16 protein-coding genes are annotated in these 18,489 nt (G+C 69.2%); 6 read left to right on the top strand and 10 right to left on the bottom strand.

Annotation, left to right across the window (positions count from 1 at the left end):
* Positions 1–6: 6 nt before the first annotated feature.
* Entirely contained in the window at positions 7–1,173 is a 1,167-nt protein-coding gene (locus ACFHYQ_RS17355; protein WP_394302193.1) for a sulfite oxidase, read from the bottom strand.
* A gap of 205 nt (positions 1,174–1,378) precedes the next feature.
* On the opposite strand from ACFHYQ_RS17355, the gene ACFHYQ_RS17350 reads away from it, so the two are divergent.
* Together ACFHYQ_RS17350 and ACFHYQ_RS17345 are read left to right on the top strand one after the other, a co-directional pair.
* Positions 1,379–2,476: an NADH:flavin oxidoreductase/NADH oxidase gene (locus tag ACFHYQ_RS17350; RefSeq protein WP_394302192.1), complete on the top strand. Its 1,098-nt coding sequence runs from the start codon at positions 1,379–1,381 to the stop codon at positions 2,474–2,476.
* Positions 2,477–2,549: 73 nt separating this feature from the next.
* A complete protein-coding gene (locus tag ACFHYQ_RS17345; RefSeq protein WP_394302191.1) occupies positions 2,550–3,515 on the top strand; it encodes a TIGR03557 family F420-dependent LLM class oxidoreductase in 966 nt (321 codons plus the stop codon).
* 87 nt (positions 3,516–3,602) lie between these two features.
* On the opposite strand, the gene ACFHYQ_RS17340 is transcribed toward ACFHYQ_RS17345, so the two are convergent.
* Positions 3,603–4,613, bottom strand: coding sequence for a sulfite exporter TauE/SafE family protein (locus ACFHYQ_RS17340; protein WP_394302318.1), 1,011 nt, complete (start codon positions 4,611–4,613; stop codon positions 3,603–3,605).
* Between the two features lie 786 nt (positions 4,614–5,399).
* Between ACFHYQ_RS17340 and ACFHYQ_RS17335 the strand changes: the two genes are divergently transcribed.
* The 3 genes from ACFHYQ_RS17335 to ACFHYQ_RS17325 all read left to right on the top strand — a co-directional run bounded on the left by ACFHYQ_RS17335 (position 5,400) and on the right by ACFHYQ_RS17325 (position 7,774).
* Positions 5,400–5,900 (top strand): DoxX family protein, encoded by a 501-nt coding sequence (locus ACFHYQ_RS17335; protein WP_394302190.1) that lies wholly within the window; start codon positions 5,400–5,402, stop codon positions 5,898–5,900.
* Positions 5,901–6,046: 146 nt separating this feature from the next.
* On the top strand, positions 6,047–6,541 hold the full coding sequence (locus ACFHYQ_RS17330; protein WP_394302189.1) for a hemerythrin domain-containing protein: 495 nt from the start codon (positions 6,047–6,049) through the stop codon (positions 6,539–6,541).
* A gap of 15 nt (positions 6,542–6,556) precedes the next feature.
* Positions 6,557–7,774, top strand: coding sequence for a TIGR04053 family radical SAM/SPASM domain-containing protein (locus tag ACFHYQ_RS17325; RefSeq protein ID WP_394302188.1), 1,218 nt, complete (start codon positions 6,557–6,559; stop codon positions 7,772–7,774).
* Here the strand turns inward: ACFHYQ_RS17325 and ACFHYQ_RS17320 are convergent.
* From ACFHYQ_RS17320 to ACFHYQ_RS17290, 7 genes are all read right to left on the bottom strand, one after another.
* Positions 7,735–8,880: a tellurite resistance/C4-dicarboxylate transporter family protein gene (locus ACFHYQ_RS17320; RefSeq protein ID WP_394302187.1), complete on the bottom strand. Its 1,146-nt coding sequence runs from the start codon at positions 8,878–8,880 to the stop codon at positions 7,735–7,737. The genes ACFHYQ_RS17325 and ACFHYQ_RS17320 overlap by 40 nt on opposite strands.
* Positions 8,881–9,149: 269 nt before the next feature.
* Positions 9,150–9,608, bottom strand: a complete 459-nt coding sequence (locus ACFHYQ_RS17315) for an NUDIX hydrolase (RefSeq protein WP_394302186.1) — start codon at positions 9,606–9,608, stop codon at positions 9,150–9,152.
* Between the two features lie 13 nt (positions 9,609–9,621).
* Entirely contained in the window at positions 9,622–10,236 is a 615-nt protein-coding gene (gene tmk, locus ACFHYQ_RS17310) for a dTMP kinase (RefSeq protein ID WP_394302185.1), read from the bottom strand.
* The gene (locus ACFHYQ_RS17305; RefSeq protein WP_394302184.1) at positions 10,236–11,693 is read right to left on the bottom strand and encodes a B12-binding domain-containing radical SAM protein; all 1,458 of its coding nucleotides are present in this window, start codon (positions 11,691–11,693) and stop codon (positions 10,236–10,238) included. Before ACFHYQ_RS17305 ends, tmk begins: the two co-directional genes overlap by 1 nt.
* Positions 11,650–12,444: a DNA glycosylase family protein gene (locus ACFHYQ_RS17300; protein WP_394302183.1), complete on the bottom strand. Its 795-nt coding sequence runs from the start codon at positions 12,442–12,444 to the stop codon at positions 11,650–11,652. Before ACFHYQ_RS17300 ends, ACFHYQ_RS17305 begins: the two co-directional genes overlap by 44 nt.
* Positions 12,445–12,573: 129 nt before the next feature.
* Positions 12,574–12,810: a hypothetical protein gene (locus ACFHYQ_RS17295; protein ID WP_394302182.1), complete on the bottom strand. Its 237-nt coding sequence runs from the start codon at positions 12,808–12,810 to the stop codon at positions 12,574–12,576.
* A 62-nt stretch (positions 12,811–12,872) separates the two neighbouring features.
* Positions 12,873–14,105 carry a helix-turn-helix domain-containing protein gene (locus tag ACFHYQ_RS17290; RefSeq protein WP_394302181.1) on the bottom strand — a complete coding sequence of 411 codons (1,233 nt, stop codon included), beginning with the start codon at positions 14,103–14,105 and terminating at the stop codon, positions 12,873–12,875.
* Positions 14,106–14,373: 268 nt separating this feature from the next.
* Between ACFHYQ_RS17290 and ACFHYQ_RS17285 the strand changes: the two genes are divergently transcribed.
* Positions 14,374–15,813, top strand: coding sequence for a nitronate monooxygenase (locus ACFHYQ_RS17285; protein ID WP_394302180.1), 1,440 nt, complete (start codon positions 14,374–14,376; stop codon positions 15,811–15,813).
* Between the two features lie 19 nt (positions 15,814–15,832).
* Here the strand turns inward: ACFHYQ_RS17285 and ACFHYQ_RS17280 are convergent, their stop codons facing one another.
* On the bottom strand, positions 15,833–17,662 hold the full coding sequence (locus ACFHYQ_RS17280) for an HNH endonuclease signature motif containing protein (RefSeq protein ID WP_394302179.1): 1,830 nt from the start codon (positions 17,660–17,662) through the stop codon (positions 15,833–15,835).
* Between the last annotated feature and the right edge of the window lie 827 nt (positions 17,663–18,489).

The raw sequence follows: 18,489 nt of genomic DNA, 5'->3' as shown, positions 1-18,489 counted from the left end.
GGGCGGCTAATCAAGAGAATTCGGATCAACGAGTCCCCCATCGCCCACCCCTTCGCCTATGTGGACGGGGTGGGCCAGCACCGAGTGCTGGCAGTAGCCGAGGGCGTTCCAGGAGGTGCGTTCCGGCTGGGTGCGCCCCCGGTCGTCGGTGGCCCGGACCCGGATCGCGTGGTCGCCCGGCTGGGCGTCCCAACGGAACTGCCAGCGCACCCACGCGCCCGTTTCCTGGCGCGTCCCGATCTCGGCGGCCTGCCATGGGCCGTCGTCGACGCGATAGTGCACCGCGTCGATGAGGTGCTCGCCGGCGAAAGCCCGCCCTCTGACGACGTTCGGCCCCGGCGGCAGGCGGGCGGGCCAGGGCAGTTCGACCAGGCTCGCGACCGGGACACTTGTGATCGGGATGCCCGGCTCGGAGTGGCCGGCCGACTGATCGGGGGTGTGGCGCTCCGGGACGAGGACGTAGTCATCGGTGTTCCACGGGACACGGAGCTCTCGGGTGGCGACCTCGATCCGGCCCACCCACTTGATGCTGGCGGCGCCGAGCCAGCCGGAGACCACGACGCGGGCCGGGTAGCCGTGATCGGGCGGCAGCACTTCGCCGTTCATGGCGAGCGCGAGCAGGGTGTCGGAGGCCAACGCCTTGGCCACCGGCATCGGGCGGCGGGCGCGTACCTCGTCGAGGCCTTCCGGCATGACCTCGCACGCGTCGTCGGTGAGGCCGGCCGCTTTCAGCAGGTCGCGCAGCCGGACTCCGGTCCACTCGGCGGTGCCGATCGCGCCACGCCCCCATGAGACGCCCTCGAACCGGCATCCGTGCTCCGCGCAGAGCAGCCTCCGTCGGTTGCCCGCGCACTCCAGTGTGCGTACGACAGAGGTCAGCGGAAAGCGCCGCCACAGGTCGTCGTAGGTATAGGAGACGGCCCGCCGTACGCCGTCGCCCTCGATCCGCAGCGTCCACGCTGCCGGGTCCAGCCGGGGGGTGGGCGCGTGGTTGCGTATGAAGAAGCGGCCGACGGGGGTGAGGAAGCCGGGCAGGCGGTCGGGACGAGTACCGTAGTCAAGGCCGGTGCCGGCGTCCTCCATCAGGTCGGTCGGCGTGGGCTTCACCACCCGCCGCGTCGTCGACGGCGCGGCCGACGCGTATGCGGTTCCGTGGCGCGGCTGATCTGCCACCGGCTGATTCGCCACCGCCTGATTCGCCACGGACTGATTCGCCACCGGCTGATCGGTCATCGCGTCCCATCGCCTTCCCCCGGGCCTTCCGTCCGTCTTCTTACCCGCGGTTCGCCGATGCGCTCACGGGCATCTGGTTTGACATCTGTCGTACTACGATGTTTATCGTACTATCACTATTCGATCCCATGGGAAGGAGCGCTTCATGAGCGCGTTGTTCGAGCCGTTGACACTGCGGAGCCTGACCATCCCCAACAGAGTGTGGATGTCCCCCATGTGCCAGTACTCCGCGGACGTCGAAGGGCCCGATCAGGGGGTGTCGAACGACTGGCATCTCGCTCACCTGGCGAGCCGCGCCGTCGGCGGGGCCGGGCTGATCATGGTGGAGGCCACCGCCGTGACCCCCGAGGGCCGGATCAGCCCGGCCGATCTGGGGCTGTGGAACGAACGTCAGCAGCAGGCGTTCACCCGCATCACCCGGTTCGTGCGCGAGCACGGCGCGGTGCCGGGCATCCAGCTCGGCCACGCCGGGCGCAAGGCCTCCACCGACCGGCCGTGGCGCGGTGGCGCGCCCGTCGGTCCGGAGGCGTACGGCTGGCAGCCGGTCGCCCCCAGCCCGATCCCGTTCGCCGACGGCCACCCGGTCCCGGCGGAGCTGACCGTGGAGCGGATCGGTGAACTGGTGGAGGCTTTCGCGGCGGCGGCGCGGCGGGCCTTGGCCGCGGGTTTCCAGGTGGTCGAGATCCACGGCGCGCACGGTTACCTGATCAACGAGTTCCTCTCGCCGTACAGCAACCATCGCACTGATGCCTATGGTGGCTCCTTCGAGAACCGGACCCGCTTCGCGCTGGAGGTCGTCGACGCGGTGCGTGCGGTGTGGCCCGACGACCTGCCGGTCTTCTTCCGCGTCTCCGCGACCGACTGGCTGACCGAGAACCCGGAGGACGACCGGGAGGGCTGGACCGCGGACGACACCGTGCGGCTCGCCAAGGAACTGCTCGCGCACGGTGTCGACCTGCTGGACACCTCGACGGGCGGCAACGCCGCGGGAGCGCGGATCCCCGTGGGGCCCGGCTACCAGGTGCCGTTCGCGGCCAAGGTCAAGGCGGAGAGCGACCTGCCGGTGTCCGCGGTCGGGATGATCACTGAGGCGCGCCAGGCGGAGGAGATCGTCGCCTCCGGCCGGGCCGACGCGGTGATGCTCGGCCGGGAGTTGCTCCGCAGCCCCTACTGGCCCAACATCGCGGCCGGTGAGCTCGGCGCGTCCCCCCGCCGGCCCATCCAGTACCACCGGGCGGTCTGAGCCCGCCGAGCCGATCATCGGCAAAGACGCTTCGTGCCGAGAGAATTCCGTACCGGTGGGTAGGAGCGGAACCATGGCAGAGATCGGCTACACGATGATGAGCGAGCAGACACCGGCCGGGCAGATGGTGGACGACGCCGTCACGGCGGAACGGGTCGGCTTCGGCTACGCCGTCGTCTCCGACCACTATTTTCCCTGGTTGGAGGAGCTGGGGCATTCGCCGTACGCGTGGTCGGTGCTCGGCGCCGCGGCGCGGGCCACCGAACGGCTGCCGCTGATGACCTACGTGACCTGTCCGATCATGCGCTACCACCCCGCCGTGGTGGCGCAGAAGGCGGCCACGATGGGCGTGCTCAGCGAGGGCAGGTTCACGCTCGGCCTGGGTTCGGGGGAGAACCTCAACGAGCACGTCGTCGGCCACGGCTGGCCACCCGTCAACACGCGGCACGAGATGTTCCGGGAGGCCATCGAGATCATCAAGATGCTGTTCGAGGGCGACTACCGGAACTTCCGGGGCGAATTCTTCGACATCGACTCGGCCAAGCTGTACGACCTGCCGGAGCGGCCGGTGCCCCTCGCGATCGCGGCGTCGGGCACCCAGTCGATGGAGATAGCCGCGGAGTACGGCGACGCTCTCGTGGCGACTGCTCCGGACGATCACCTGGTCGAGGGCTTCGCCGCCTCGGGGGGCGACGGCAAGCCGGTCTACGGCCAGCTCGCCATCTGCTACGACTCCGATCGCGCGGCCGCCGTCGAGCGGGCGCACCGGCTGTGGCGCTGGTCGCTGCCGGGCTGGAAGGTGATGTCCGAGCTGCCCGCGCCGGTCAGCTTCGCCGCGAGCACCGAAACGGTGCGCCCGGAGGACGTCGCACAGAAGGTGCCGTGCGGTCCGGACGTGGACGCCGTCGTGGAGGCGGTGCGGCAGTACACCGATGCGGGGTTCACGCACGTCGCGCTGGTCCAGATCGGGTACGAGCACCAGCGGGAGTTCTTCGACTGGTCGGAGAAGGAGCTGCTGCCGGCGCTTCGACGGCTCTGAACCGGCCCTGAACCGGCCCTGAACCGGCTCTGAACCGGCCCTGAACCGGCTCTGAACCGGCCCTGAACCGGCTCTGAACCGGCCCTGTCAGGCTGCCACGTCTGGGGATTTCGAGGGGTTGTCGGCCGTGGACGCCACGGTCCACGGCGTCGGCAGGCGAGCTCCGGGGTGAGACCGACGCGGTCGGGGAATCCGGGGAATCCGGAGAGCCCGGGGGAGCGCCGGGAGGCCGTACCGGGAGCGCAGTCCCATCCAGAGAGCCGGGGCGGCGACGGCCACACCGGCGAGCACCCAAACGGTGACGGCGTTGCCGAAGCCGAACATCTTCAGCGCCGAAGCCAGCAGCACGAACGCCAGAGCCCGGCGGATCAGACCGCCGTGCGCCCGGGCGGAGATCCGCGAGCCGAGATAGACGCCCGGGATGGAACCGGCCAGCAGCGCGGCGGTGACCTCGAGCCTGAAGTCGCCGAACAACAGGTGGCCGAGCGCGGCCGACATGACGAGCGGCACGGCCTGCACCAGGTCGGTGCCGACGAGTTGGTTGGCCTTGAGCGCGGGATAGAGGGCCAGCAGGGCGACGATGATCAGCGAGCCGGAGCCCACAGAGGTGATCCCGACCACCAGTCCGCCGACCGCGCCGACCAGCGCGGTCGGGAGTGGCCGCGCCGAAACGGCGGGCAGGGCGGACGCGGCGAGGTCGGCGTCGGTGGTTCGGCCCCGAGCCCGATCCTTCAGCGTGAGCCAGCCCCGTACGGCCAGGCCGCCGGCCGCGAGCAGGAGCGCGATGCCCATGCCCGTCTGGATCACGTGCTGGACGCCCTCTCCGTTCCCCAGCGCACGCGCGAGCAGTACGCCGCAGAACGCCGCCGGGATCGAGCCCGCGCACAGCCAGCCGACGAGCTTGAGATTGACGGTGCCGTGCCGGAGATGGACGAGGCCGCCGACCGGTTTCATCACGGCCGCGGCCACGAGGTCGCTCGAGACGGCGGTGAGCGGGGGAACGCCGAAGAACGTGACGAGCATGGGCGTCATGAGTGCGCCGCCGCCCATGCCGGTCAATCCGACGACGACGGCGACCAGGAACGAGCCGATCGCCATGCTGTAGTCGAAATGCACGTCATAACCCTACCTAACCAATCGGGATTATGGATAGGGGGTTGTGGCGACGTCCTCGAAAGCCGGCCTCGGGCCGGTGGGCCCCATCTCTAATGATCTTGGTTCGCCGCCTGTTCCCGCCACCTGCCCCCTCCGGCCCCCCCCCTGAGCTTCCCCTGAGTTCCCGCCGGGCTCTCACCGTGGCGCGTGCGCTCTGACAAGGGGACTTTCAACGGAATATTCGTCGGTATGCGGGGTCGCCGTCTCCTCGCATCCGGGAAGACGGCAGGTAAAGGAGGGCGTGGCAGGCGAGCGTGGAATGTTCCAAAAATATCCTTAACTGAGGTGCGGTTGAAATGTTGACTAGGGGTACCCCTGTACGTATTCTCATGTTTGTCGCTCGGATCCTGTTCGATGGCGAATCCGGGCCGGGCGACCCTCGCGGCTCATGATCGAGAAGACGGTCATATCCAGCGAAAATGTCACCAGGTTGCGCTCCTTTCGCGCCTGTGTGGGCGTCTCGGGCGTGCCCACACGGTTTCGGCGATTCCGCCGACGGTCGGTGGAATCAAGGTACAAGGGAGGAATATGCGCCGGTCGTGACATCGTCGCGGACCAGTTCTCTTCCGCGCTTCACCAGTTCTGTTGATAGCTGTTTGCACTAAGGGTGCCGGTTCTGGCCATTGTCCGCCGACGCCTGACAATGGCATTTTCTAAATGCCGTCGTGGCCTTCTTTCGTGATCGTGGAATCGACACGATGGCCACCGCGAGGATCAAGAGGTGATCACATGAAGTTCGACAGGCACGCCGGACCCGTGCTCTCGCTGTTCCGCATCGTGACGGGACTCCTGTTCGTCTGCCACGGGCTGTCGTCGGTGTTCAACGTGTTCGGCGGCAACCAGGGGTCGGGCCACGCCATCCCGATCGGCACCTGGCCCGGGTGGTGGGCCGCGCTCATTCAGGTCATCTGCGGCGGGCTCGTTCTCATCGGCCTCTTCACCCGCGCCGGAGCCTTCCTCTCGTCGGGCTCGATGGCGTACGCGTACTTCGTCGTCCACCAGCCGCACGCCGTGCTGCCGATGCAGAACGGGGGCGAACTCCCCGTGGTGTTCTGCTGGTCGTTCTTCCTGATCTTCGTGCTCGGACCCGGCCCGTGGTCACTGGACGCGCTGGTCCGGCGCGGCGAATCGGGAGCGGAGGCGCCCGCCCCTGTTCTCGCGGAGGCGCCCGCCCCTGTTCTCGCGGAGGCGCCCGCCCCTGTTCTGGCGGAGGCGCCCGCCGAAGGGTGAGCCCCGGGCCTTCCCGTGGTGGACTCCCGGCCTGTAGGGAGTGTGACCGGCGGCCCCCCTTCGGGGGGCTTTGGTCACTACAGCCGACGTCGTACCTCGGCGTTGAATCGGTGACGGGTTTCCGACTTCGACGCAGGAGGTCTTCCGTGACCATCGCCGAGCAGTTCATCGACATCTTCCGCGAGGAGCACCGCGAGGTCCGCGACCTGCTCCTGTCGCTGGTCCGCGACTTCGAGGCGGGGGACATGACCGCGGCGCGACGGGGGGTCGCCGCGGTGGCCCGCGCCACCGGCCCGCACTTCAGGTACGAGGAGGAGTCGATGTATCCCCGCCTCGTACGGATCTTCGGCGGCGAGTACGTCGACAAGCTCCTCGCCGACCACGACGGTGCGATCCGCAATGCCCGCGAGCTCGCCGAGCTGGCCGATCTCGACTCCCTCGAGCCCGCCCAGGCCGAGCGGGCCGTCCATCTCGTCCGGCAGATCCTGCCGCACGTGAGCGACTGCGACGGGCTTTCGATCATGGTGGAGACCTTCCCCGACGAGGACGTCATCGACATCCTGTCGACGCGGGACACGGCGATGGAGAAGGGGCTCGACCTCCTCTCCTGGGCCGGCACCGTCCGTCCCCGCTCCGCCTGAGCGTTCGGAGCCGTGATGAACGACGAACCGGCGCGCGTCGCCGTACGCGCCCGCCGTCCCCTGCGGCAGGTCCGCCACGATGCCGCGCTCGCTCCCTTCATCGTGATCTGGGAGGCGACCCGGGCCTGCCCGCTGGCCTGCCTGCACTGCCGGGCCGAGGCCAGGCCGCAGCGGCATCCCGCCGAGCTCACCACGGCGGAGGCGCGCGAGATGATGAGCCAGATCGCGGCGTTCGGCCGGCCGGCCCCGCTGTTCGTCATCACCGGCGGTGACCCCTTCCAGCGGCCCGACCTGTTCGACCTGGTACGGCAGGCCGTACGGCTCGGCCTGGCCCCCGCGGTGTCGCCTTCGGTCACATCGGCCGTCACCCCGGCGGCACTCGGCCGCCTGCACGAGGCGGGCGCGAGGGCCGTCTCGCTCAGTCTGGACGGGGCGAGCGCCCGGACCCACGACGGCTTCCGCGGCATCGACGGCGTGTTCCGGCAGACGTTCCACGCCTGGCAGGCGGCCAAGCAGGCGGGCCTGAGGGTGCAGATCAACACCACGGTCGCCAAGAACAACCTGGACGAGTTGCCGCAGATGGCGCGACTCGTCCGCGACCACGGCGCGGCGCTGTGGAGCCTGTTCTTCCTCGTCCCCACCGGCCGGGCCCGTCGCCTGGAGGGGCTCACCGCGCGCGAGGCCGAGGACGTCCTGCACTTCGCCTACGATCTCGGATCGGCGATCCCGATCAAGACGACTGAGGCGCACCACTTCCGCCGGGTCATGATCCAGCGGCATGTCCTGGAGCAGCGCGGGATCGACCACATGCGGGCGCTCGGCGTGGGCCGTCTCTACCGTTCGCTCCGCAAGCAGGCGGTCGGCGCCGGCCTCATGCGGGACACCCGGGTACGGCGCCCGCCGCTGGACGTCAACGCGGCCAGGGGGTTCGTGTTCGTGTCGCACACCGGCGACGTCTACCCCTCGGGTTTCCTGCCGCTCCTGGCCGGCAACGTCCGTGATCACCCGCTGACCGACATCTACCGGACCTCGTCGGTGTTCAACTGGTTGCGCGACCCCGACCGGCTGGGCGGCCGGTGCGGCGCCTGCGAGTTCCGTACCGTATGCGGGGGTTCGAGGTCCCGGGCCTATGCCCTCACGGGCGATCCGATGGCGGGTGATCCCTGGTGCGCCTACACTCCCGGCAGCTTCCCCTACGAGTCGGACCTCGCGGCCCTGGGTCTCATCCGCTGAGTGAGACGGGGAGTGAGACGGGCGGACAGCGTGACGAGCAATTTGACGAGCATGGCTGTGAAGGTGACCGCCCAGGCGGGGAAGGCCACCCAGACCCAGGTCCGGCCGATCTCCTCGATGATCGGCAGCCCCACGGCCCGGCCGAGCTCCATGCTGGCCGTGGCGTACATGCCGAGCGGGAAGACGATGCTCCACAGCTGGGGCAGATACTCGAGCCGGGTACGGCGCAGCACGTGCCGCCACAGGCCGAACAGAACGAGCATCGGGATCAGCCAGGTCCCGAACGCCCACAGCACGATGCCGAGGCCCGCGAGCACGGGCCGGGCCGCGCTGGTCGCCGGGGTCACGGGCATGGCGAGGATCTCGGCCGCGGCGAGCACGGTGATCGCCGTCGCGCCCATGGTGACCCAGTACGGCGGCGTCAGGTCTTCGGGCCGCACTTCGAGCAGCAGCAGCCGGGTCAGCACCAGCGTCGCGACCATCAGGTACAGCACCACGCCGACCGACCACATGAGTACGGCGGTGAGCCCGGTGAAGTGCACGAACTCGGCATGTCCGCGGTACGCCGTGCCGAGTACGGCGGAGATCACAGCCAGTGACTGGGTGCCGACCACCCAGATGAACCAGGTGCCGTTCACGCCCGCGAGCACCGGCTGTGGGCGCGGGCCGAGGACGAGGCGCACCGGGATGCCGTAGCTCAGGCCCATCCAGGCGAGGAAGGCGATCCCGCCCAGCACACAGGCGACGGAGGGCAGACCGGCCCCGGCCGACCGGGCGCCGATCACCGTGCACGCGGCGACGAAAGTGAAGAACGCGTACGCCCGATCGGGTGCCGACAGGTCCGCGGCGACCTCGCGAGGGAAGAGCGCGACGCGGATCGCCGTCGCCGCCAGCAGCACGGCGAGGCAGACCGCGCCGATGATCAGCAGTAGCGCCGACACGGTCGACCAGCCGATGTCATACAGCCCCGTCGATACGATCCCCGTCGCCATCACCAGCGCGAAGTAGCCGGGATACAGCCGGCGCACCACCCCGAGGCGCTTCTCCCCGGACGGTCGGCTGACGTGCGGCATCGGAGTGATCTGGTCGGCCAAGGAGGTCTCCACGGCGTGACGGCGAAGGGGCGGGGTCGAGTGTCTCCCTCGTGCCGAAGCCTAGTTTAGAGGCCATGGTCCCGACATTTCGGGGCGAAAGGCATGAACGGCTGATTCTTGCTCAACGCCGTCCGGCCTGCTGAGCTACCCTCGAGAAGTCGGCCCATCCTCGCTGGCGCGGGGCTGCTCGGCCCAGGTACGGCCACCACCCGGCGTGGATCCGCCACGTCGCCGCATTCGGGTCGACATCGGGGTGCCTTTCCGGCGATGAAGGCACTGGTCTACCGGGTAGTGGCCAATTCGGGCCAGCCGTGCACGCCGATGCCCATGTCCGACCGGTACAGCTCAACTCCGGCTGCTGTGTAGGGGACGGTGCTGTCCGGGAGGGCGTCGATCGGCGCCCAGGCCAGGCCGCCGCACTTGCCTGGCTCGGCGTTGTACGGCTCGCCGCTCCATCGTGAGACTGCGAAGAACACGCCGATCCGTGGCCAGCCTTCGGGGGACAGGTGGTGGACGACGGTGGCCGGCCGCAGGTCGGCCGGGTCGATGATGACGCCGACCTCCTCCCGGGCTTCGCGGATCGCGCACTGCACGACGGTCTCGCCTTCTTCCAGGTGCCCCGATGGCAGGCAGTACAGGCCGTCGGCGTACCCGGTCCCTTGGCGTAGGCAGAGCAGGATCTGGCCGGCTCGCTCCAGGAGCACGTGGACGTCGACGGTGACCTGGTACCTCTGCGACATCACGCACCTCCAGCTACTCCCGTTGCCGACGCGACCATAGCTCACTGATGCGTTCGGATATGGCCTGGACGGCGACTTGCGGGGGAACGTCCCCGGTGTCCAGTCGGTACATCGGGAACTCGTCCTCGGCGAGCACGTCGGCCAAATCGTCGTAGAGCCGGGCTTCTACGTGGCTGGACCCGGCGTGCTCGAACCGGGAGTGCGCGCCTCGCAGGGCTAACCGCTCTTCGAGGATGGCCGGGTCGGTGGTCACGAGCACGGCCAGGTCGGGCCGCAGTGCGAGCGCGTTGAGGCGACGGACGTACTCCAGCGGCACGCCGTCACGGGTCTGCAGGACATAGGAGGACGGCACGTATCGGTCGCAGAGAACGAGCCGGTCGGCCTGCAGTGCGGGCTGGATCTCCCCAGCCAGGTGGTGGTAGCGGTCGGCAGCGACCAGGCAGGCCAGCGCCGGCCCGGCGTAGGCGGCGGTCTGGTGGCGGGCGACCTGTCCCAGCGGTCCATCGGAGGGCTCGCGGGTTGCTGTTACGGGATACCCAGTATCGGCGAGGTGGTCGGCCAGGAGCCGGGCGAGGGTGGATTTCCCGGCGCCGCCTGGCCCGTCGAGAGTCACGAACAGGCCGGGCATCAGCTGCTCCCCTGGGTTCGAGCGTGTTGCTCGCGGGCGAGCTCGACGAGGTGGGCGTGGATCTCCTCCTCGGTTGCCTCGCCGAACTTGAGTCGGGAGGAGAAGTTGAACTCGTCTCGCCCGCGGAGCGCTTCGTCGTCGCTGCCGAGGTCGACGGGGGTGTAGTTCAGGAGCTGCTCGGGGGTGTAGCGGCTGGTGGCTATGAGCCGGTCCCATTCGGGGGTGCCCGGGTAGGGACGGAACTGGAAGACGGATGCCCGGAACGTTCCAATACGGCTGTCGGTAAGGTCCCACAGGCGGTGGATCAGTTCGACCGTCGCGGCCATTTCGGTCCGGGTCTCCGTGGGGAATCCGAGGATGAAGTAGCCCTTCACCTTGATTCCCCTGCGGGTGAGCCGCTCGACGACGCTGGTCACCATGTCGCAGGTGATCCGCTTGTCGATGTAGGTGAGCATGCGCTCGGATCCGCTTTCGATGCCGAGTGCGACCTCCCGTAGGCCGCACGCCGCGAGCAGATCCAGCGTGGCGTCTGGTGCACGGTGAAGGACGTTGATGCGGCCGGTCGCATCCCAGACCGCCCAGTCGCCGACGTGTTCGCTGGCGAACGCGGCCATCATCTGGTCGATCACCCGGCGGGCGCCGAGGAACAGGTCGTCGACGAACCGGAACGCGGTCACCTCGCCCTGATCACGTAGCCGATGCATCTCCGACAGGATGTTGAGCGGGTCGCGCACCCTGATCGTCACGTCGGGGTTCGCCGAGACGGCTGCGCCGCAGAACGAGCAGTCGTACGGGCAGCCGCGGGCGCCCACCATGTTCGCCTCGATCCGGCCGTCACCCGCCCGGTACGGGTCCTGGGCGAGGTACGTGCGGTCGACGAACGGCAACGTGTTGATGTCCGGGGCCAGATAGTGGCCTGTCCCGGGGCGTCCCCCGGTCACCGGTGTGCCGAGGACGGGGTCGAGCCACATAATCCCGGGAAGGTCGGCACGGTTGCGGTGGTCGGCGAGAAGTTCGACGACACGGGTTTCGGCTTCGCCAAGGATCAAGGCGTCACACCGGGCCATGCGGGCATCGGTGAGAATCCGGGTCGGCATCGCCTTGGCGTGGTGGCCGCCGACCATGATGCGGATGCCCGGGTCGATGGATGCGGTGATCGTGGCGCTGACCTCGTATGTGGGTGCCAGCAGATTGAACCCGACCCAGCGGGGTGTGACCCGGTTGATCAGGGCGATGGTGTCGGCGATGGGCAGCCCGACGGCTTCGGCATCGAGCACGGCGACGTTGTAACCGTGGGCGGCGGCGTAGGTGGCGATGTAGGCCATCCCGAGGACGGGCAGCGTGTAGTCGTTGACCCGTGGTCGGGTGGCGTAGTCGCGGAGTGGGGCGTTGACGAGCAGCAGGTCGAGGGGGTCAGCGGGGTTGGGTCCCTGGATCAACGGGGGTTTTTCGGGCATGGTCGTCTCCCCATGCGAGGGTGAGCACGGTCAGGGTGGACAGGTGCGGACCGGCCAGCCGCTGCCAGACGGCGGTGAAGCCGGGTTCGTCGGCGGGCCACGCGGTGGTGGGGTCTGCGGTCGCGGCCCATGTGCGCACGGCCAGGTCGGCGTGCGGATAGACCGAGAAGTCCCCGGTGTGGTCGGCGACGGCGGTGCCTGCGGTCCACGGGCCGATGCGGGGGACAGCCTGCAGGGCCTTGACCAGAACGTCGGCGGGCAACTGCGACCATTCGGCGTGGTGGTCGAGATAGGCGCCGGCCGCCGCCTGCAACGGCCGGCGCTTGAACGCCATCCCCAGGTCGGCGAACTTCTCGGCGGACATGGCGAGTACCTGCTCCGGGGTCGGTATCAGCGCGGTCACGGCGACCTTGTCGCCGGATACGGCACGGAACACCTGATGCATCTTCCTGGCCTGCCCGGCGCGGATGACCTGCCGGATGATCGCAGTGGCCAGAGCGTCCCACAGGTCAGTGTTCCGCCACCGCCGTACCGGGCCGAGAGTCCGGAGCGCATGGGCGAGCCCTGGGGGGAGCGCGGCCAGGTCGAGGGCGACCGGCTCATAGGTGTCCACGGGTGGGGCGTCTCCCGAACCGCTGATCAGCTTTGCCTCACCTACAGCAGGGATCAGCCAGGTCCCGGCCAGAGTGCGCATGGCCCGGATGAGCGTCCCGTCTGCGGTGTCCCAGCCGGGGTGATCGAGCATGTACATCGGTGGTCTCCAGGGTTCGCCGCCGTTACTGCGATGGCCGATTTGTGGGTGGGCCACGCCCGCGACACGGTAGTAGGGCTGATGAGTTCGGGATAGGGAGACGTGACGATTGAGAGCCCTCTGGGGTCATCACAGGCCCTCGGCCTTGCGCTCCTGCTCAGCGATGATCTGGCATAGCTCGCCAATGTCGTCGGCGTCGACGGTTCGATACGCTCCTGCGCGCTCGGCGGCCGGGGGGAACGACCGTGCCCTGGTCGCCCACAGCCGTCTGGCTGAGCTGCGCCATATCGTCCATTCGGGGAACTGCTCAGCCAGGGCCGCCACCGAGTCGGCCGCCTGCTCCTCCAGGGCATGTTCCGATGTCATAGCGAGGACCGTAGATAACGCTCCGTGCTAGCGGGGGCACAGTTTCTGCCCCCCGGTTCTGGTCAGGCCATCAGCCCGATTTTGTCCGCGAGTTCATGCGCCTGCTGCCGTATGCCGGGCAGCTCCGTCAGTTCCAGCGTCATCCTTCGCGCATAGCCGTTGTAGCGGATCGTCTCCGGGGCGGTCTGCTGGGCGAGTTGCAGCGTGCCGAGTACTGCAGCGTGGTCGCGTTGCAGGTGGTGCGCCCGGGCCACTTCGATCAGGTGGCGTCCCCTCCGTGGCCGCGACGGGATCGGCGCGGAGAGCGCCCGGTCGGCCTGCCGCGCCGATTCGCCGCCCTGATGCAGCTCGACCGCGACCGTGACCGCGTGCGCGCCCATGACGACCTGGGAGAAGCTTGTCCATGGCTGGTAGTAGTCGTACGGCAGCCGGTCGGCCACTCGCCCGGCCTCTTCCCAGTGCCGCCAGGCCTCGCCGACCTCGCCGAGCCGGGCGGCGGTGAAGGCCAACTCGAAGCTCAGCGCTCCCCACATCGCCCGCAGTTCCACGCCTACGGAGTCCATGTGCGGCTCGATCGCGGCCAGGCCCTGCTCGTTGATATCCCAAGCGGAGTCGAGGTCCCCGGCGTCGCGGTGGGCCTGCCCGAGGAACCACACGGCGCATGACAGGGCAAGCGGGTCCTCGGACTCCTGGGCGGCGAGCAGTGCGCGGTCGGCAACCCGCCACAGCAGATCTTGGGCCGGCTGATAGGCGAGGAACATCTGAGTGAGGCCGTAGGTCTCAGCGAGCAACGCCTGGGCGCGGCGACGATCAAGCCCGACGTACATGGCCGCGGCGAGCTGGGCGTCTCGGATCAGGTCGGGCAGGATCCGGCCGAGCATGGTCCGGTGGTCGGGGGAGGCGTGCCGAGCCCGCCATGCGGTGTCCAGTCGTGCACGGAGCGTGCTGAGCGGTTGCACGACCCCGGTGGGCTGCAGCGGCGCGGCGTTGATGGCGTGCCGTACCGCGTCCAGGGCGGGATGGCCGGGGCCGGTGAACATCCGCACCGGCATGGACTGGTCACCGGTCAACTCTGAGAGATCGCGAACCCGGAGTGCCTCGGCGAGCTGCAGGAGAATCGGCAGTCGTGGACTCTGCTGCAGGCGGCCGGTCTCGACCTGCTTGAGCCAGGACGCGGATTTCCCGACCAGTCCGGCGAGGACTTCGCGGGTCATGCCGCGGCGTTCACGCAAGGAGCGGATGCGCTGCCCGAGAGTGAGTGTTGGTCCGGTGAAATCATTCGTAGCGTCGTTCAAGGCCCTGCCCCTCCTGACGATCTCAGCAAATCCCAGCGTAGGCGCAGGGCATGTTTCATGCGAGGGATCGCTCACCTCTGACAGCCGTACGGCTCGGCCAGCCGTTTCCGCTGTGATCAGGATGGGACCATGAGCCGGGTTTTGGGGACCAAAGTCCCCAGTATTTCGGTCCGGCGACCGGGCATGATCTTAGGCCGGGACGGTTCCAACGGGGAGGGGAACTCCATGCTTCAAGAATTCACCGAGACGGCCCGGGCCGGGCATCGTCGTGGCTGAACCAGCTGCCGAGTCCGCTCTTCCGCTCATGATCCAGGGCGGCATGGGGGTCGGGGTCTCCGGGTGGCGGCTGGCCCGGGCGGTGGCCATGGCCGGGCAGCTCGGCGTCGTGTCCGGCGTCGCCCAGGACGCGCTGATGGCCCGCCGCCTGCAGCTCGGCGATCCCGACGGGCATGTGCGCCGGGCGCTGGCGAGCTTCCCGAACCAGGAGGTCGTCGAGCGGATCCTGCGGAAGTTCTACGTGCCCGGCGGGATCGCCAAGGGAAGCCCGTTCAGGCCGGTCCCGCGGCTGGGCCTGCGCCCCAACCGGTGGCGCGACGAGTTGACCGTCGCCGGCAACTTCGTCGAGGTATGGCTCGCCAAGGAGGGCCACGACGGTCTGGTGGGGGTCAACTATCTGGAGAAGATCCAGCTCGCCACGCCGGCCGCCGTGTTCGGCGCGATGTTGGCCGGGGTCGACTACGTTCTGATGGGGGCCGGCATTCCCAGCGAGATCCCGGCGCTGCTGGACGCGCTCGCCGTGCCCGCCAAGGCGGAGCTGTCGGTGACGGTGGCCGGATCCGACGACCGGCACATCGTCGCGTTCGATCCCGCCCTGCTGCTCGCATCGGCTGGGAACCCGCCACGCAGGCCGCGCTTCCTGGCCATCGTCTCCTCCGACGTGCTCGCCCTCTACCTGAACCGGTCTCCGATCACCCGGCCGGACGGGTTCGTCGTGGAGGCGCCGTCGGCCGGAGGTCACAGCGCCCCGCCGCGGGGACGCCTGCGGCTGGACGACACCGGCGAGCCCGTCTACGGCCCGCGTGACCGCGCCGATCTGGCGAAGGTCGCCGCCCTCGGCCTGCCGTTCTGGCTCGCCGGCGGCCAGGCGACGCCGGAGGCGCTGGCGGACGCCCGGGCGGCTGGGGCGGCGGGGATCCAGGTCGGCACGGCTTTCGCGCTGTGCCGGGAGTCCGGCATGACGCCGGAGCTGCGGCGGCGGCTGCTCAGCGACGCGGCCGACGGCACGCTCGAGGTGCGCAACGACCCGTACGCCTCGCCGACGGGATTCCCGTTCAAGGTCGCCAAGGCGCCGGGGACGCTGTCGGAGGAGGAGGTCTACGCCGAGCGCCCACGCCTGTGCGACCTGGGATATCTGCGCACGCCGTATCTGAAGGCCGACGGCGGGGTCGGCTACCGCTGCCCGGCCGAGCCGGTCGACGACTATGTGCGCAAGGGCGGGTCGGCGGCGGACACGACCGGACGCCGCTGTCTGTGCAACGCGCTCACCGCCGACGTCGGCCTCGGGCAGCACCGGCGCGACGGCTACGTCGAACCCCCGCTGCTGACCCTCGGCCAGGACGTGAGCTTCCTGGAGGGATTCCTGGACGGTTTCCCGTCCGGCGAGTACGGCGCCGCCGACGTCGTCCGCCACCTTCTGGGCGCGCGCTAGGAGGTCTGCCCGACGATCGCTACCAACGTGTCTGTTGTCTCGTACGGGAGGGGCCGGTGTAGATGAAGGCCCATCGGTCGGGGCCGATCTGGCGGCGTATGTAGCGGTCGGGGTGCCGGTAGCGGTCCCGGTTGTGATGTTGGCAGGTGGGGCCGAGTTTGGTCAGGTCGGTGCGGCCGCCGTCGCTCCAGTTGTCCACGTGGTCGACCTGGCACATGCTCGCCGGGAGGGGGCAGCCGTCCACCATGCAGGTGGCGTAACGGGCCAGGACGGCGCGACGCTGGGCGGGGGTGGCCAGCCGGACTTTGCGGCCCATGTCCAGGACCTGCCCTTGGGCGTTCATGACGATGCGCATGAGGGTGGAGGTGCGGGCCAGGCGGTGGACGTCGGTGATGGGTAGCAGGTGTCCGGTGGACAGCAGCAGCCCGGGCAGGGTCCGCAGCACAGCGTGCCACCGCCAGTCACCGATCTGGTAGCCGCCCCTGCCGGGATCGCCGCCCCTGCCGGGATCGCCGCCCCTGCCGGGATCGCCGCTCCTGCCGGGATCGCCGCTCCTGCCGGGATCGCCGCTCCTGCCGGGATCGCCGCTCCTGCCGGGATCGCCGCTCCTGCGGGTGTCGGTCCCGCTGCCGTGGTTCCTTCCCCGTCCGCCGTTTTGGCCCTGGCCGCCATTCTCATCGTGGGCGCGGCTCTCGTCATGGTCGCCGGTCCGGCCCGTCTGGTCACCGTCAGCGGTTTCGCCTCCGTGTCGCGGGCGCGCCAGAGTGCTACCGATGCCCGCTGCCGGCGGGGATGCGGGATCGTGGCCCTCATCGACCCCGCTCCCGAGGTGGCCGTCTCCGGCGGTCTCACCTCCGGCGGCCTCGCCCTCACCAGCCCCGCTCGCTGAGCCGCCACCATGTGCGGAGTCGGCGGCGACGCCCTCCCGAGCAGGGGCGGGAGCCTCGGAGCCGGCATCGTCATCGGCGTCGGCGTCGGCGTCGGCGTCGGCTTCGGCGTCGTCTCGGGTGGGAGTCTTGGAGGCGGCATCGCCGTGGTCGGCGGTGTCGTCGTCGCGAGCGGTATCGTCGTCGCGAGCGGGGGCACTGGGGGCGGGGCCGCCGGCGGGTGCCGGGTCGTCGGGGAGGGACTCGGCGTTTACCAGCACCAGCAGTTCGGTTGTGATCTGCTGTTCCAAGAACGCGATGAACGCGTCGGCGTTGCGGACCCGAAGCGGCCGGTCATCCTCCCGCGCCTTGGGCTTGGCATACGAGTCGAGGAGCGTTCGTAGTCGGGCCGCGGCCTCACGCGGCAGGCGGAACTCCCCTTCCAGCCCACCGGTGCCGGTCTCCCGCACCAGGAGGAACCGGGCATCATTGTCGGCGTTCGCGTCGGCGATCTCCCCGTCGGGATCCAGAACCGCCCGCAGGTATCGCCCCGCCTTGGCGATCTCATCCGGACCGGCGGCGACGGCCAGTTCCAACAAGATGGCCTCGGCCTTGGCGGCGTCCTCGTCACCGAGACCGCTCGTGGCCGCGCAGATCGCCGACACGATCCCCTCATTCAGCATCCCAGCGGCGTACCGGTGCCGGACCTCCGGTAGCCGCTCCAGATCGGTCCCCAGAGCCACCAGGCGGTTGGCGGCACGTCGGCTCATCCCGCATGCCGAGCGCAGCCATGTCTTGGTGGAGGCGTGTCCGTGCTCGCGGGCGGCCCCGGCGGCGTGCACCCGCTGGGTCCGCATCGCGATCGCCGCTTCCAGTCGGTCACGCGCGAAAGCCAACTCCTCCATCTGGGCCAGGCACTGTTGGGGCGAGTCCGGCGCCGGGGTCAATGCCAGCGACAGGGTGCTCTCCCGGATCTCACTCACCAACGGCCACGACGCCGACCCGACTGCGGAAAAAGTCGCAGAGGCACCCTTAGGGTCGTCCGCTGAGCCGCCCGAGGGGCCGTCAGAAGAATTATCAGGGGCGTTGCCAGAGTGCTTTTCAGAGTGCTTGCCAGGGGGATTGTCAGATGGGCCATCAGAAGGCGCAGCCGTGGTCTCTGGGGCGCGCTGCCGATGGGGGCCGTCACCATCTGCGACGCGCGCCCGGGAACCGCCAGTCGTACGAGTCCTATCACCGACAACCGCATTGGCCGGCCAGCCGCCTTGCGGAGAGTCGGCACTTGGAGATGAAGCGTCCGGAGGCGTACGGCGGAACGCTGCGGACCAGTCGGTCCACGATGAGGCGTCCGTCGAAGAGCCTGAGGAACGGGCCGCAGCACGTGCTGCGGCTTCCGCCTTCACCTCGGCCCACCACTCGGGCCCAAGTAGGGGTGGAATCCCTGGACGCGGCAAACCCGACGGGAACAGCTCGTCGAGGTTGGTTAGCTTTTCCGACTCCATAGCCCCCCTTTCGGTGCCACTTCTTGCCGAGACTTCGATTGTCGAAAGCCTGTCTGAATAATCTCATGCCCACCCGAGGATCGCAATACCTTCCTCGATCTGTTTGGAAAGAATTATGAGAAATAGATACCACTTGCTTTATAAGTCCGAAATGCCGGTAATGGAGAATGTAGATATGGGGGTAAGGCGTAAAACGGGAAAAATGCGGCGGTCGCCGTACCGAGCATGCAGTTCGGCACGGCGACCGCCTTGTCCGGTAGGGCAGGGCTGTCACGGGAGGGCCGTCGGGATGGGGTGTCGGGGTGGGG

It is taken from the genome of Sphaerimonospora cavernae, assembly GCF_042435035.1.
Lineage (GTDB): Bacteria > Actinomycetota > Actinomycetes > Streptosporangiales > Streptosporangiaceae > Sphaerimonospora > Sphaerimonospora cavernae.
This window is presented reverse-complemented; position numbering and strand designations above follow the sequence as displayed.